The following is a 14017-nucleotide window of genomic DNA, read 5'->3' on the forward strand; positions in this document are numbered from 1 at the left end:
GGACCAGTGAAATCGCCGCCTCTCATTGCTAGAATCAGCCGCCGAATCGTCTGCGCAGCAAACGACGTCGTGCGAGACCACAAGGAGATTGGCGTGACGGTTACTGACGAATACCTCGCCAATAACGCCAGATATGCGGCCACGTTCAAAGGCCCGCTGCCGCTGCCGCCGAGCAAACACGTCGCGGTGCTGGCGTGTATGGACGCCCGGCTGGACGTCTACCGCATCCTCGGGCTCAAGGAGGGCGAGGCACACGTCATTCGGAATGCCGGCGGGGTGGTCACCGACGACGCAATCCGCTCACTTGCCATCAGCCAGCGGCTACTGGGAACGAGAGAAATCATCCTGATCCACCACACCGACTGCGGGATGCTCACGTTCACCGACGACGAGTTCAAGGGGGCGATCCAGCAGGAGACCGGTCTTAAGCCCCCGTGGGCCGCCGAGGCCTTCCCAGACCTCGAAGAAGACGTTCGCCAGTCGTTGCGCCGCATCGAGGCCAGCCCGTTTGTCACCAAACACGAGTCGCTGCGCGGGTTTATCTTCGACGTCGCCACCGGCAAGCTCAACGAGGTCACTCTCTAGCCGCTCGACGCGGGGCAGGCGCCATCAGCCGAGCTTGTAGGTGCCAAGCGCCTTCGCGATCAGCCGGTCCTGCGGGTCGACGATCTCGGCCTCGCGGTTGACCAGTGACCGGCCGCGCCGCAACGCCCGGCCTATCCCGATCACGTCGGTTGCGCGGGCCGGCGCCATGAAGTCCAGCGCCATCGACACCGTCACGCCCCTCGGCTGGGGCGGCGTGTCGGCCCCGCACCACGCTGCGGCCATGACCGTGAGATCGGCCAACGTCGCGATAGCACCGCCGTGCACCATGTCGCCGACGGTGACATTGGACGGATCCCACGGGAGACGCAGCCGCACCTCGTGGTCGTCGAGCATGTCGGCGACGATTCCAAGTTTGGCGACGAAGGGGGACTGCGGCAGGAATTGCGCGATCACGTCGCGACCATTCGGCGGTTTGACGGGTGTTGACATGTGTCCATGTTTTCGCACCCCGCCGTCGAGCACCGACCCGGTATCGGAGTCTGCAGTTGACAGCTGCTCGGCCGACCGGTTATACATACGTCAATGCCGATTATTATGACCAGACCTACCAACTTAACCGGGTAAGGATCGATGACCAATCAAGTAGCCACCGGCCCCACCGCCGTTCCGGCAGCCGGCCAATACGAGTTGAGCCATCTGCGCTCGCTGGAAGCCGAAGCGATCCACATCATCCGGGAGGTGGCCGCGGAGTTCGAGCGGCCGGTGCTGCTGTTTTCCGGCGGCAAGGACTCGATCGTGATGTTGCACCTGGCGCTCAAGGCCTTTCATCCTGGCCGGCCGCCTTTCCCGGTGATGCATGTCGACACCGGCCACAACTTCGACGAGGTCATCGCCACCCGCGACGAGTTGGTCAAACAGACTGGAGTGCGGTTGATCGTGGCCAAGGTGCAAGACGACATCGATGCCGGCCGAGTCGTGGAGACTATCCCGTCACGCAACCCCCTTCAGACGGTGACGCTGCTGCGCGCCATCCGCGAAAACCGGTTCGACGCCGCGTTCGGCGGAGCGCGCCGCGACGAGGAACGCGCACGCGCCAAGGAGCGGGTGTTCAGTTTCCGCGACGAGTTCGGGCAGTGGGATCCCAAGGCGCAACGGCCGGAGGTGTGGAACCTCTACAACGGACGCCACCACAAGGGCGAGCACATCCGGGTGTTTCCGCTGTCCAACTGGACCGAGTTCGACGTCTGGTCATACGTCGGCGCCGAGAAGATCACCCTCCCGTCAATCTATTTCGCGCACCGGCGCAGGGTTTTCGAGCGTGACGGCATGCTGCTGGCCGTGCACCGGTACATGCAGCCGCGTGCAGGAGAGAAGGTGTTCGAGGCGTCGGTGCGGTTCCGCACCGTCGGCGACGTCACCTGCACCGGTTGCGTGGAATCGACTGCGGCCACGGTGGCCGAGGTGATTGCCGAGACGGCGGTGGCGCGGTTGACCGAGCGGGGAGCCACCCGCGCCGACGATCGGATCTCGGAAGCCGGCATGGAAGACCGCAAACGGCAGGGGTACTTCTAATGACTGGAACTACCACGCTGCTTCGTATCGCCACCGCGGGTTCCGTCGACGACGGCAAGTCCACCCTGATCGGGCGGCTGCTCTACGACTCCAAGGCCATGATGGAAGACCAGTGGGCATCGGTGCAGCGCACCTCCAAGGAACGAGGCCACGACTACACCGACCTGGCGCTGGTCACCGACGGTCTGCGGGCCGAACGCGAGCAGGGCATCACCATCGATGTCGCGTACCGCTACTTCTCCACGCCCAAGCGGAAATTCATCATCGCCGACACCCCCGGCCACATCCAGTACACCCGCAACATGGTCACCGGAGCCTCCACAGCCCACCTGGCAGTCGTGCTCGTCGACGCCCGCCATGGCCTGCGCGAGCAATCCCGCCGGCACACCTTCCTCGCGTCGCTGCTCGGCATCCGCCACATCGTGCTGGCCGTCAACAAGATGGACCTGATCGACTGGAACCAAGAGAAATTCGAGACTATCCGCGACGAGTTCCACGCCTTCGCCGCCCGGCTTGACGTGCACGACGTGGTCACCATTCCGATGTCGGCGCTGCACGGCGACAACGTGGTCACCAAGTCGGAGCACACACCGTGGTACGACGGCCCGGCGCTGCTGCCCTATCTGGAAGAGGTGTACATCGCCGGCGACCGCAACCTGGTCGACGTCCGGTTCCCCGTCCAGTACGTCATCCGGCCGCAGACTCGCGAGCACCAAGACCACCGCAGCTACGCGGGCAGCATGGCCAGCGGAGTGATGCGACCGGGCGACGAAGTCGTCGTACTGCCCAGCGGCAAGAGCACCCGCATCACCGCCATCGATGGGCCCAGCGGCCCGGTGGCCGAAGCGTTTCCGCCGATGGCGATATCGGTCAGGCTCGCCGACGACCTGGACATCTCCCGCGGTGACATGATCGCGCGGCCCACGAACCAGCCTCGGGCCGCACGAGAGTTCGACGCGACCGTGTGCTGGATGGCCGACGACGCGGCGCTGGAGCCCGGCCGCGAGTACCTCATCAAGCACACCACCCGCACCACACGCGCGAAGGTAAAAGAGCTGGCCTACCGGCTCGACGTCAACACCCTGCACCGCGACAAGAGTGCTACAGCGTTGACACTCAACGAACTTGGCCGCGTCACGCTGCGCACCCAGGAACCATTGCTGCTCGACGAGTACACCCGCAACACCAGCACGGGGTCATTCATCCTCATCGACCCCTACACCAACGGGACGGTGGCCGCCGGCATGGTATTGCGCGACGTCTCTGCCCGTACGCCGAGCCCGAACACCGTGCGGCACAAGTCGTTGGTGACCGCCGAAGATCGGTTAACCGGACGTGGGCGCACCGTATGGTTCACCGGACTGTCCGGATCGGGCAAGTCGTCGGTCGCCATGTTGGTGGAGCGGAAACTGCTGGAAAAGGGCGTTGCCGCTTACGTTCTCGACGGCGACAATCTGCGACATGGCCTCAACGCCGACCTCGGGTTCAGCATGGCCGATCGCGCGGAAAACCTGCGCCGGCTGGCGCATGTGGCGGTGCTGCTCGCCGATTGCGGGCAGACCGTCCTGGTGCCGGCGATCAGCCCGCTCGAAGAGCACCGCAAGCTTGCCCGTCAGGTGCACGCCGAGGCCGGAATCGACTTCGTCGAGGTGTTCTGTGACACCCCGCTCGAAGACTGTGAGCGACGCGACCCGAAAGGCTTGTATGCCAAGGCTCGGGCCGGCGAGATCACGCATTTCACCGGCATCGACAGCCCCTACCAGCGGCCCAAGAATCCCGACCTGCGCCTTACTCCGGACCGCAGCCTCGACGAACTGGCCCAGCAGGTCGTCGACCTGATCGAGTCGCGGCGGTGAGCGACCACGAGCTGGCCGCCCGGTTGGCCACCCAGGCCGGAGAGCTGCTCCTGGCGGTGCGCAACGAGCTCGCCGACGCGCCCGTAGCCGAACGAAAAGCGGCCGGCGACAAGCGCTCCCACGACTTTTTGATGAAGGCACTGGGAGCCGAGCGGCCAGGGGATGCGGTGCTGTCCGAAGAAGGCGACGACGACGCGGTGCGGTTGCGCGCCCAGCGGGTCTGGATCGTCGACCCGCTGGACGGCACGCGGGAGTTCTCCGAACCGGGCCGCGAGGACTGGGCGGTCCACGTGGCGCTGTGGGCATCCGGGGAACTCGTCGCCGGTGCCGTCGCGCTGCCGGCACAGGGTTTTACCCTCGCCACGCCGCACGTCGCGCCCCCGCCGGCCCACCACGGCCCGCCACGTATCGTCATCTCACGCACGCGGCCGCCGGCAATTGCGCTGCAAGTGCGTGAACGGCTCGCTGGCACCCTGGTGGAACTCGGCTCGGCGGGCGCCAAAGTCGCCGCGATTATCCAGGGCCTGGCCGACGTGTACGTCCACGCCGGCGGACAGTACGAATGGGATTCGGCGGCACCGGTCGCAGTCGCGCGCGCCGCTGGCTTGCATACCTCCCGCGTCGACGGGTCGGCGCTGGTCTACAACCAACCCGATGCGCTGCTTCCCGATTTGCTGGTGTGCCGGCCCGAACATGCCGAGGCGGTGCTGGCCGTCACCGGTTGATGCTGGCTTGCGGTGGCAGAATTCAGGGCGTGCGCATGTCGGCCAAGGCGGAATACGCGGTCCGGGCGATGATCCAGCTAGCCACGGCCGATAGCGGCAAGCTGGTCAAGACCGACGACCTGGCGCACGCCCAGGGCATACCGCCGCAATTCCTTGTCGACATCCTCTCCGACCTGCGTACCGACCGCCTGGTCCGAAGCCACCGGGGCCGCGACGGCGGATACGAGCTGGCCCGGCCGGGCACCGAGATCAGCATCGCCGACGTGCTGCGCTGCATTGACGGTCCGCTGGCCAGCGTGCGCGACATCGGGCTGGGCGACCTGCCCTATTCCGGGCCGACGGCCGCGCTGACCGATGTCTGGCGGGCGCTGCGCGCGAGCATGCGGTCGGTGCTCGAGGAAACGACCCTGGCCGACGTGGCTGCAGGCACGCTGCCCAAACATGTCAAAAAGCTCGCCGACGACTACCGCGCTCAGGAAAAAAAGCGGCACGGCCCGCGCAGTGCCAGCTGATCAGCCGCTCGAGCCGTAGGGGCGAGTGAGGATTTCCAGGTGGTGGCCGTTCGGGTCGCGGAAATAGACGCCGCGGCCGCCGTGGTTGTGGTTGATCTCCCCGGGCCGTTCCCCGCGCGGATCAGCCCAGTGCTGCATGCCGCGCGAGCAGATCTTGCCGTAGATCGCATCGAAGTCGTCCTCGGACACGAGGAATGCGTAGTGCTGCGGCCGGATCTCTTCCCCGTCGGCCACGTCGGCGTAGTCCAGGGTGGCTCCGTGTTCGAGCGTGACGGCCATGAACCGGCCCACCGGCACCGGGTCCGGCAGCCCGAACAACTCGGTGAGAAACTGCGCGGATTCCTTCTTGTCGCGAGCCGCGACGATGGTGTGGTTGAAACTGATACTCATTGCCCTTCCCAGTCAACCACTCTCGGCAGTCGACCACAATGCGCACCGGCTACTTCGGGGCGGTGAGCTCTAATGCGATGTTGTCCGGGCCGCGGAATTCCAGGATGTAGGACGGCCCAATATCTTTGACCGGCTCGTGGTGGATGCCGAGTTGATCGAGATGCGTAGCGGCGCCGTCTAATTCGGCCTTGCTCGCCGTCTGAAACGTGATGTGGTCCAGCCCAACACGATTTTCGTCGAAGGTGTCGTCGGCAACTGGCCGCAGCCCGATCAGTGCGCCACCGAGGCCGTAGATCACGCCGCCCAACAGGAAACTGAGCTGCCGGCGGGTGGCCGCGTCAGCGTTGTCGGAACATGCTGCCACGTCGGCGCGGGTCGTTTGCCTCGCATGCCGCAATCCCGTCGTGCACATCGCAATGACCATGCCGGTGATGGAACCGGACTTGGACGCCACAGTGCTGCGCGCCTGGGCGCGCGCGATCGACGAGGGCCCGTTTTCGTCGCTGTGCTGGGGGAACGCATCGCCTTCGACAATCCCGAGACGCTGTGACGCTGCTGGGGGCCCTGGCGGCGTGGACCGATCGGCTGCGGCTGGTGACGACCGTGATCGTGCCCCAGCGGCACGACCCGGTCATGCTCGCCAAGTCGCTGGCGACGGGGGACATGCTCTGCGCCGGGCGGCTTACCGTGGGCCTCGGCGTGGGCGGCCGGCACCAGGACTACCGCGCAGTCGGCGCCGACTTGACGACGCGCACAATGCGCGAACTGGCCGAACGGGTGGCGGTGATGAAACGCGTGTGGGCGGGAGAAAATTTCACGGGGTCGACGCGTCCGGTGGGGCCGACACCGGTTCAGCCCGGTGGCCCTGCGCTGCTCGTTGGCACCATGGGGCCGAAGACGATTCGCAGCGCCGCTGCGATGGCAAAAGCCATGTCGGAGGAAGTCCGGCTGGCGTGGGCAATGAATGGCTAAGCGCTGCCACGCGTACACGGCGGCCCGGTGCGAGTGGTGGTACCGGGATACGTCGGGGCGCGCAGCGTCGAGTGGATCAACGCCATCACCGTCCAAGAAGACCAGTCTCAGAACTACTTTCAGGCTGTCGCCTACCGAATCCCGCCCGCTGACTGCGATCGCACAGTGTCGCAGCGGGAGACGGTTCTCGCTCGCGTCGGTCGCTTTGAATTGCGACATTCTGATTCACGACGACGGCGCTGCGGTCGCTGCCGGTCCACTCGACATCCGCGGTTACGCGCTCGACGGTGACGGCGTGGGCATAGCCCGCGTCGAGGTAACGCTCGAGGGGGCAGCACCCGGCGCCAAGCCACGCCAGAGCCTGCTCGAAGCCCCGTGGGCGTGGCCGCAGTGGTCGCTTACGGCGGACGCCCGGCTTGGGCCGCTGTCGTCCCCCCGGCCTGGGACACCATCGGCGCCCCCAGCCCGTATCCGCGGCGCCGCTGTCGAACCCACGGGATATGTCACCAACTCGTGGGCGCGATGCCGCGTCGAGGTCACCGAACCTGGCAACGTGGCACCAAACTAGTTGTCCCTGGCCGATTAGTCATGTTTGAAGTGCGACGGTGCGGTCTACAGGTCAGCTACTACTTTGACTAGGAAGGCCAACGATGAAGGGAATTGCACCCGCCACTATTGCGATCGCTGCGCTGCTGTTCAGCGGATGCTCCGCCTCACAGGTCATCAATACCGGCGGCGACACGAAATGCAAGGACTTCACCACGCAGGACGAGAAGAAACAAAACGAGGAAATCAGCAAGATGCTCAAGGACAAGAACGGCACCGAACCCAACAATATGGAGATATCGGCGACGCGCTTGTCAGCCCTGACCTACTGCCGAACGGCTGGCACCCAGGACAGCAAAATCGCAGAGGCGCCGCACGGCTGACCGGCGCGACTGGCCCTCGACCGTTCGCTTCACGGCAACGGTTATGGAGAGCAGCTGCTAATCGACGCCCTCAGCAAGGCTGTGGCCCATTCTGAGATCGGGGGCGGCCGCCTAATCATGGTGGACGCCATCGATGCCGAGGCGCAGGCGTTCTACACCCGTTACGGCTTCATCGCGGTGAAGAACCGCGAACGCCGCCTGGTGATGAAGGTCGCCACTGTCGAGAAGGCGCTCGGAGAACGCTGGCGCGACTAAACGTCCTGGACGCCGTCGGCGGACGGACGACAAAGCGGGCCTGCCTCGCCGAGCGGCGGTGACGACGCATCTACCCGGCTCCCTCGCTGAGCCGGTCAGCCGTGACGTAGAAGCTCACCCGCTGGCACCAGGCGAGGCAGTCCGCGGTCTGGTCGACCAGCTGCCGTGCCTTTGGTGGCGCGAGCGGCGGGCAGATCCGCTGCCGCGGACAGGACCGCGTCGTGTGCGCGTCGTAGGTGCTGCTCGCCGTCGAGCAAGTGAACGGCGGCGGGATCTGGTTCGGTCAGGTCGTGCGGGTTGGTTCTCACAGAGTCACCCCGACGCCTATCTGCTTGGTCGGCGCGTCGAGTTCCCCGGCCGCGGCATAGGCCTCGCGCTCGATGCGCCGCGATTCGCCGGTGGCGAACCGGAACGGTACGGGTGCCGCCTGAGCGGAAGCCGATAGCCCAGCCATCCTCGAGAGCGACGGCGGCGCCAGCGGGCAGATCCGCAGGAGTGAGTGTGGACATCGATGGCTCCACTCCGATGTTGGAAGCCACTGGGATGGCCCTGGTGTGCGAATCTTGTGCGGGCGTACATCTGACCTGGTCAGACGGTGCCCCCGGCAGGATTCGAACCTGCGGCCTTCTGCTCCGGAGGCAGACGCTCTATCCCCTGAGCTACGGGGGCGCATGCGCGAAATGCTGCGCCGTCGGGCTCCGCCAGATTAGCGCATCCGGGCGACTCGGCGGGCGTCGCACGGATGCCGGCCATGACCACGACAGACCATAGGATGGACGTTCGTGACCCCCGCCGACCTGGCTGAGCTGCTCAAGACCACCGCTGCCGCGGTGCTGGCCGAGCGTGGACTCGACGTGGCAGTGCTGCCGGCCACGGTCACCGTGGAGCGGCCGCGCAACCCCGAGCACGGGGACTACGCCAGCAACCTGGCGATGCAGCTGGCGAAGAAGGTCGGTGTTAACCCGCGCGAGCTCGCCGCATGGCTCATCGAGGCGCTGGCCCGCGCCGACGGGGTCGCCTCGGCCGAGGTGGCCGGACCCGGCTTCATCAATATGCGCCTGGAAGCGTCGGCGCAGGGCGTCATCATCAACCACGTCATCGAGGCCGGTGAGAACTTCGGCCACTCCGACGCCCTGGCCGGTCACAAGATCAACCTCGAATTCGTCTCGGCCAATCCGACCGGGCCCATCCACATCGGCGGCACCCGGTGGGCCGCCGTCGGTGACACGCTGGGCCGGCTGCTGTCGGCGCAGGGCGCCGAAGTGGTGCGCGAGTACTACTTCAACGACCATGGTGCGCAGATCGACCGCTTCACCAGTTCGCTGATCGCCTCCGCCCGGGGTGAACCCACGCCGACGGACGGCTATGCCGGCAGCTACATCAACGACATCGCCGCGCAGGTTCTGCAGCAGGCGCCCGATGCGCTTAGCCTGCCTGACGCGGAGATGCGCGAAACATTCCGGCGTATCGGCGTCGACTTGATGTTCGCTCACATCAAGCAATCGCTGCACGACTTCGGCACCGATTTCGACGTCTATACCCACGAAGAGTCCATGCACACCAGCGGCCGCGTTAACGAAGTCATCGAACGGCTACGTGCACAGGGAAACGTTTACGAAAAGGATGGCGCGACCTGGTTGCGCAGCAGCGCATTCGGCGACGACAAAGACCGTGTTGTCATCAAAAGTGACGGCCAGCCAACTTATTTCGCTGGTGACCTCGCCTACTACCTGGACAAGCGCCAACGCGGCTTCGATTTGTGCATCTACATGCTCGGCGCCGACCATCACGGCTATGTCGCCAGGCTCAAGGCCGCGGCAGCCGCCTTCGGTGACGACCCGGCCACCGTCGAGGTGCTCATCGGCCAGATGGTCAACCTGGTCCGCGACGGGCAACCGGTCCGGATGAGCAAGCGCGCTGGCAACGTGCTGACCCTCGACGACCTGGTCGAGGCGATCGGCGTCGATGCCGCACGCTACAGCTTGATCCGCTCGTCGGTAGACACCCCGATCGACATCGATTTGTCGCTGTGGTCGTCGGCGTCTAATGAAAACCCCGTCTACTACGTGCAATATGCACATGCTCGGCTTTCGGCGCTAGCCCGTAATGCCGCCGAGCTCGGATTGATCTTCGACACCGGCCACCTCGACTTGCTCACTCACGACAAGGAGGGCGCGCTGATCCGTACGCTCGGCGAGTTCCCCCGGGTGTTGAAAACCGCTGCCTTGCTGCGTGAACCACATCGGGTGTGCCGCTACCTGGAAGACCTGGCCGGTGACTACCACCGGTTCTACGACTCCTGCCGGGTATTGCCGCAAGGCGACGAGCAACCCAACCAGCTGCATGCCGCGCGGTTGGCGCTGTGCCAGGCCACCCGGCAGGTGATCGCCAACGGGTTGGGCATCCTCGGAGTCACCGCGCCGGAGCGGATGTGAACGTCCGTCCGGCCGGCCACGGATTTGCCGATGAACCCCATCCCAGCGGGGTTCCGCTGCAGCCGCAAACTGCAGAGGAGCTGATACATTTACCGCGAAATGTATGGCCCCGCAACGCGGTTCGTAGCGACGACGGTGTGGTAACGATAGCCGGAGTATCCCTGGTCGGCCTTGCCCGTGAGTATGGCACGCCACTGTTCGTCATCGACGAAGACGACTTCCGGTGGCGCTGCCGCGACGCGGCGGCGGCCTTTGGCGGCGCCGGCAATGTGCACTATGCCGCGAAAACGTTTTTGTGCAGCGAAATCGCGCGGTGGATTGACGAAGAAGGGTTATCCCTTGACGTGTGCACGGGTGGCGAGTTGGCGATCGCGTTGCACGCGCGGTTTCCCGCTGAACGGATCACTTTTCACGGCAACAACAAGTCGATTGCCGAATTGACCGGGGCCGTCAAGGCCGGGGTTGGACATGTCGTGGTGGACTCCATGACCGAGATCGAACGCCTCGACGCCATCGCCGCCGATGCCGGTGTCGTCCAAGACATTCTGATCCGGCTGACGGTCGGTGTCGAAGCACATACTCACGAGTTCATCTCGACCGCCCACGAAGACCAGAAATTTGGGTTGTCGGTGTCCAGCGGCGCCGCCATGGCCGCAGTACGGCGCGTGTTCGCTGCCGAAAACCTCCGACTGGTCGGTCTGCACAGCCATATTGGCTCGCAGATCTTGGATGTCGCCGGCTTCGAACTCGCGGCGCAGCGTGTCATGGGCCTGCTCCGTGACATTGTCGGCGAATTTGGCGCGAAGAAAAGTGCCTCGACAACCATTGTCGACCTCGGCGGCGGAATGGGAATTTCGTATCTGCCGCACGACGATCCACCGTCGATGAGCGAGTTGGCAGACAAGCTCAACACCGTTGTGCGCAGCGAGTCGGCCGCAGCCGGCTTGCCGCCACCCAGGGTGGTGGTCGAACCCGGACGCGCGATTGCCGGACCGGGAACCATTACCCTGTATGAGGTCGGCACCGTCAAAGACGTCGACGTCAGCGCCACCGCGCAGCGCCGCTACGTCAGCGTGGACGGCGGCATGAGCGACAATATCCGCACCGCGCTCTATGGTGCGCACTATGACGTCCGCCTGGTCTCCCGACGCAGCGACGCGACACCGGTACTGGCTCGTGTGGTCGGAAAGCATTGTGAGAGCGGTGATGTCGTTGTTCGCGATGCTTGGCTCCCGGCGGACCTGCAGCCGGGGGACCTGGTGGGGGTGGGGGCGACCGGTGCCTATTGCTACGCGCTGTCGAGCCGTTACAACATGATCGGCCGCCCGGCTGTCGCCGCGGTGCGCAACGGGCAGGCCCGGCTGATCCTGCGGCGCGAGACAATAGAGGACTTGCTGAGCCTGGAAGTGAGGTGAGCGGTGTTCAGTCAAGAAAAACGGGTCGGCGTGGCCGTACTCGGCTTGGGTAATGTCGGCAGCGAAGTTGTGCGCATTATCCACGACAACGCCGATGACCTCGCGGCTCGAATCGGTGCGCCGTTGGCGCTGCGCGGTATCGGTGTACGGCGTGTCGCCGCGGATCGCGGTGTGCCCGTCGAACTGCTCACCGACAACATCGAAGAATTGGTATCCCGTGAGGACGTTGACATCGTCGTCGAATTGATGGGACCGGTGGAACCGGCCCGCAAGGCCATCTTGTCGGCACTGGAAAACGGCAAGTCTGTCGTCACCGCGAACAAGGCCTTGCTGTCGATCTCAACCGGCGAACTGGCTCAGGCCGCCGAAAGCGCGCATGTGGACTTGTATTTCGAAGCCGCGGTCGCCGGCGCTATTCCCGTCATCCGTCCGCTGACCCAGTCGCTGGCCGGCGACACCGTGCTGCGGGTGGCCGGCATCGTCAACGGCACGACTAACTACATCCTTTCCGAGATGGACAGTGCCGGCATTGATTATCAGACCGCGCTGGCCGACGCGAGCGCGCTCGGCTATGCCGAGGCCGACCCCACTGCCGATGTCGAAGGGTATGACGCCGCCGCAAAGGCGGCGATTCTGGCATCCATCGCCTTCCATACCCGGGTGACCGCCGACGAGGTCTACCGCGAAGGCATCACCAAGATCACCCCGGCCGACTTCGCGTTCGCGCGGGCGCTCGGCTGCACGATCAAGCTGCTGTCGATCTGTGAACGCGTCACCGATGGCGATGGTCGGCAATGGGTCTCGGCCCGGGTCTACCCGGCGCTGGTTCCGTTGACCCACCCGCTCGCCGCGGTCAACGGTGCCTTCAACGCGGTGGTCGTCGAGGCGGAAGCCGCGGGACGGCTGATGTTCTACGGTCAAGGCGCCGGGGGAGCGCCGACCGCGTCGGCGGTGGCCGGTGACTTGGTGATGGCCGCCCGCAACCGGGTGTTGGGCAGCCGTGGACCACGCGAATCCAGGTACGCGCAGTTGCCGGTACTGCCGATCGGGTCGGTGTCGACCCGCTACTACGTCAGCATGCATGTTGCCGACAAACCGGGCGTGTTGTCCACGGTCGCAGCGGAATTCGCCAAACGCGAGGTCAGCATCGCCGAGGTGCGCCAGGAAGGTGTGGCCGACGAGGGGGGCCACCCGATAGGAGCCCGCATCGTGGTGATCACACACCGCGCCACCGACGCAGCGCTGTCGGACACCGTGGCCGCCCTGGCCGACCTCGATGTGGTGCAGCGGGTGGCCAGCGTGCTGCGGCTGGAAGGAACGGCCGAATGACCGCAACCCGGGCGACGACCCGTCAACCATGGCCCGGTGTTATCGCCGCCTACCGCGACCGACTCCCGGTGGGCGACGATTGGACCCCGGTGACGCTGCTCGAGGGCGGCACCCCGCTCATCCACGCCGCCAAGCTCTCGGCGCAAACCGGATGCACGGTGCACCTGAAAGTCGAGGGCCTCAACCCGACCGGTTCGTTCAAAGACCGCGGCATGACCATGGCGGTCACCGATGCGGTGGCTCGCGGCCAGCAGGCGGTGCTGTGCGCGTCGACGGGCAACACCTCGGCGTCGGCGGCGGCCTACGCGGCCCGCGCCGGCATCACCTGCGCGGTGCTGGTGCCGCAGGGCAAGATCGCGATGGGCAAGTTGGCGCAGGCTGTTATGCACGGCGCCAAGATCATCCAGATCGACGGTAACTTCGACGATTGCCTGGAACTGGCGCGCAAAATGGCGACCGATTTCCCGACGATCTCGCTGGTCAACTCTGTCAACCCGCTGCGTATCCAAGGCCAGAAAACAGCGGCCTTCGAAATCGTCGATGTTTTGGGCAGCGCGCCAGATGTGCACGCGTTGCCAGTGGGCAACGCGGGCAACATCACCGCATATTGGAAGGGCTACACGGAATATCATGCCGACGGGGTCATCGATAAGTTGCCACGCATGCTGGGCACCCAGGCGGCGGGAGCGGCGCCGCTGATAGTCGGCGCGCCGGTGAGCAAACCCGAAACAATCGCCACCGCGATCCGCATCGGCTCACCAGCGTCGTGGGCGACGGCCGTCGAGGCCCAGCAGCAGTCCAATGGGCGGTTCCTGGCCGCCACCGACGAGGAGATCCTTGCGGCATACCACCTGGTGGCCGCCACCGAAGGCGTCTTTGTCGAGCCCGCATCCGCGGCCAGCATCGCGGGCTTGCTCAAGGCCATCCGCGACGGCTGGGTGGCCGCCGGGTCAACGGTGGTGTGTACGGTGACCGGAAACGGTCTCAAAGATCCCGATACCGCGTTGAAGGACGTGCCGCAGGTGTCACCGGTGCCGGTTGACCCCGGCGCTGTCGTCGCGAAGCTGGGGCTGGGCTAATG

The 14017-nt window shown here is 65.5% G+C and carries 18 protein-coding genes, 1 tRNA gene and 1 pseudogene; 14 read left to right on the plus strand and 6 right to left on the minus strand.

Translation table 11 applies throughout. The features are described 5' to 3' along the window. Positions 1 to 93 precede the first annotated feature (93 nt). On the plus strand, positions 94 to 585 hold the full coding sequence (locus tag MHEC_RS07390) for a beta-class carbonic anhydrase (RefSeq protein ID WP_048891728.1): 492 nt from the start codon (positions 94 to 96) through the stop codon (positions 583 to 585). A 24-nt stretch (positions 586 to 609) separates the two neighbouring features. On the opposite strand, the gene MHEC_RS07395 is transcribed toward MHEC_RS07390, so the two are convergent. Continuing rightward, positions 610 to 999: a PaaI family thioesterase gene (locus MHEC_RS07395; RefSeq protein WP_082169882.1), complete on the minus strand. Its 390-nt coding sequence runs from the start codon at positions 997 to 999 to the stop codon at positions 610 to 612. A gap of 177 nt (positions 1000 to 1176) precedes the next feature. Between MHEC_RS07395 and cysD the strand changes: the two genes are divergently transcribed. The 4 genes from cysD to MHEC_RS07415 are packed head-to-tail and all read left to right on the plus strand — an operon-like array spanning position 1177 to position 5211. After that, on the plus strand, positions 1177 to 2118 hold the full coding sequence (cysD, locus tag MHEC_RS07400) for a sulfate adenylyltransferase subunit CysD (protein WP_048891690.1): 942 nt from the start codon (positions 1177 to 1179) through the stop codon (positions 2116 to 2118). Beyond that, positions 2118 to 3974, plus strand: coding sequence for an adenylyl-sulfate kinase (gene cysC, locus MHEC_RS07405; RefSeq protein WP_048891691.1), 1857 nt, complete (start codon positions 2118 to 2120; stop codon positions 3972 to 3974). The genes cysD and cysC overlap by 1 nt, the downstream gene beginning before the upstream one ends. Beyond that, positions 3971 to 4699, plus strand: a complete 729-nt coding sequence (locus MHEC_RS07410; protein ID WP_048891692.1) for a 3'(2'),5'-bisphosphate nucleotidase CysQ — start codon at positions 3971 to 3973, stop codon at positions 4697 to 4699. Before cysC ends, MHEC_RS07410 begins: the two co-directional genes overlap by 4 nt. Before the next feature lie 29 nt (positions 4700 to 4728). Next, a complete protein-coding gene (locus tag MHEC_RS07415) occupies positions 4729 to 5211 on the plus strand; it encodes an Rrf2 family transcriptional regulator (protein WP_048891730.1) in 483 nt (160 codons plus the stop codon). Here the strand turns inward: MHEC_RS07415 and MHEC_RS07420 are convergent, their stop codons facing one another. Both MHEC_RS07420 and MHEC_RS07425 read right to left on the minus strand, forming a co-directional pair. Beyond that, on the minus strand, positions 5212 to 5601 hold the full coding sequence (locus MHEC_RS07420; protein ID WP_048891693.1) for a VOC family protein: 390 nt from the start codon (positions 5599 to 5601) through the stop codon (positions 5212 to 5214). 49 nt (positions 5602 to 5650) lie between these two features. Continuing rightward, positions 5651 to 6055, minus strand: coding sequence for a VOC family protein (locus tag MHEC_RS07425; RefSeq protein WP_414018090.1), 405 nt, complete (start codon positions 6053 to 6055; stop codon positions 5651 to 5653). On the opposite strand from MHEC_RS07425, the pseudogene MHEC_RS07430 reads away from it, so the two are divergent. The 5 genes and pseudogenes from MHEC_RS07430 to MHEC_RS07445 all read left to right on the plus strand — a co-directional run. Continuing rightward, positions 6018 to 6537, plus strand: a pseudogene (locus tag MHEC_RS07430) (LLM class flavin-dependent oxidoreductase); the annotation flags it as partial. The gene MHEC_RS07425 and the pseudogene MHEC_RS07430 sit on opposite strands and share 38 nt — an antisense overlap. A 72-nt stretch (positions 6538 to 6609) precedes the next feature. Next, entirely contained in the window at positions 6610 to 6864 is a 255-nt protein-coding gene (locus tag MHEC_RS24070) for a hypothetical protein (RefSeq protein WP_235434801.1), read from the plus strand. Beyond that, positions 6779 to 7141, plus strand: a complete 363-nt coding sequence (locus MHEC_RS07435; RefSeq protein ID WP_053094001.1) for a molybdopterin-binding protein — start codon at positions 6779 to 6781, stop codon at positions 7139 to 7141. The genes MHEC_RS24070 and MHEC_RS07435 overlap by 86 nt, the downstream gene beginning before the upstream one ends. An 82-nt stretch (positions 7142 to 7223) precedes the next feature. Beyond that, a complete protein-coding gene (locus MHEC_RS07440; RefSeq protein ID WP_048891694.1) occupies positions 7224 to 7502 on the plus strand; it encodes a hypothetical protein in 279 nt (92 codons plus the stop codon). 9 nt (positions 7503 to 7511) lie between these two features. Next, positions 7512 to 7757 (plus strand): GNAT family N-acetyltransferase, encoded by a 246-nt coding sequence (locus MHEC_RS07445; protein ID WP_082169881.1) that lies wholly within the window; start codon positions 7512 to 7514, stop codon positions 7755 to 7757. 95 nt (positions 7758 to 7852) lie between these two features. On the opposite strand, the gene MHEC_RS07450 is transcribed toward MHEC_RS07445, so the two are convergent. From MHEC_RS07450 to MHEC_RS07460, 3 genes are all read right to left on the minus strand, one after another. Further along, positions 7853 to 8065, minus strand: a complete 213-nt coding sequence (locus tag MHEC_RS07450) for a hypothetical protein (protein ID WP_048891695.1) — start codon at positions 8063 to 8065, stop codon at positions 7853 to 7855. Beyond that, a complete protein-coding gene (locus MHEC_RS07455; RefSeq protein WP_160315044.1) occupies positions 8062 to 8211 on the minus strand; it encodes a hypothetical protein in 150 nt (49 codons plus the stop codon). Before MHEC_RS07455 ends, MHEC_RS07450 begins: the two co-directional genes overlap by 4 nt. Before the next feature lie 142 nt (positions 8212 to 8353). After that, positions 8354 to 8426: transfer RNA gene (locus MHEC_RS07460), tRNA-Arg, on the minus strand. 113 nt (positions 8427 to 8539) lie between these two features. Between MHEC_RS07460 and argS the strand changes: the two genes are divergently transcribed. From argS to thrC, 4 genes are read left to right on the plus strand one after another with little or no spacing between them, the layout of a single operon-like run. Next, entirely contained in the window at positions 8540 to 10192 is a 1653-nt protein-coding gene (gene argS, locus MHEC_RS07465) for an arginine--tRNA ligase (RefSeq protein ID WP_048891696.1), read from the plus strand. A gap of 56 nt (positions 10193 to 10248) precedes the next feature. Continuing rightward, on the plus strand, positions 10249 to 11607 hold the full coding sequence (gene lysA, locus MHEC_RS07470) for a diaminopimelate decarboxylase (protein WP_172442166.1): 1359 nt from the start codon (positions 10249 to 10251) through the stop codon (positions 11605 to 11607). Positions 11608 to 11610: 3 nt separating this feature from the next. Beyond that, entirely contained in the window at positions 11611 to 12936 is a 1326-nt protein-coding gene (locus tag MHEC_RS07475) for a homoserine dehydrogenase (RefSeq protein ID WP_048891698.1), read from the plus strand. Further along, on the plus strand, positions 12933 to 14015 hold the full coding sequence (gene thrC, locus MHEC_RS07480) for a threonine synthase (protein ID WP_048891699.1): 1083 nt from the start codon (positions 12933 to 12935) through the stop codon (positions 14013 to 14015). The genes MHEC_RS07475 and thrC overlap by 4 nt, the downstream gene beginning before the upstream one ends. The last annotated feature ends 2 nt before the right edge of the window (positions 14016 to 14017 follow it).

It is taken from the genome of Mycobacterium heckeshornense, assembly GCF_016592155.1.
Classification (GTDB): domain Bacteria; phylum Actinomycetota; class Actinomycetes; order Mycobacteriales; family Mycobacteriaceae; genus Mycobacterium; species Mycobacterium heckeshornense.

Bases quoted from the DNA above. Each gene is read 5' to 3' on its own strand.
- cysD (WP_048891690.1), top strand. From the start codon at position 1,177: ATGACCAATCAAGTAGCCACCGGCCCCACCGCCGTTCCGGCAGCCGGC.
- cysC (WP_048891691.1), top strand. From the start codon at position 2,118: ATGACTGGAACTACCACGCTGCTTCGTATCGCCACCGCGGGTTCCGTC.
- MHEC_RS07420 (WP_048891693.1), bottom strand. From the start codon at position 5,601: ATGAGTATCAGTTTCAACCACACCATCGTCGCGGCTCGCGACAAGAAG.
- MHEC_RS07440 (WP_048891694.1), top strand. From the start codon at position 7,224: ATGAAGGGAATTGCACCCGCCACTATTGCGATCGCTGCGCTGCTGTTC.
- MHEC_RS07455 (WP_160315044.1), bottom strand. From the start codon at position 8,211: ATGGCTGGGCTATCGGCTTCCGCTCAGGCGGCACCCGTACCGTTCCGG.
- thrC (WP_048891699.1), top strand. From the start codon at position 12,933: ATGACCGCAACCCGGGCGACGACCCGTCAACCATGGCCCGGTGTTATC.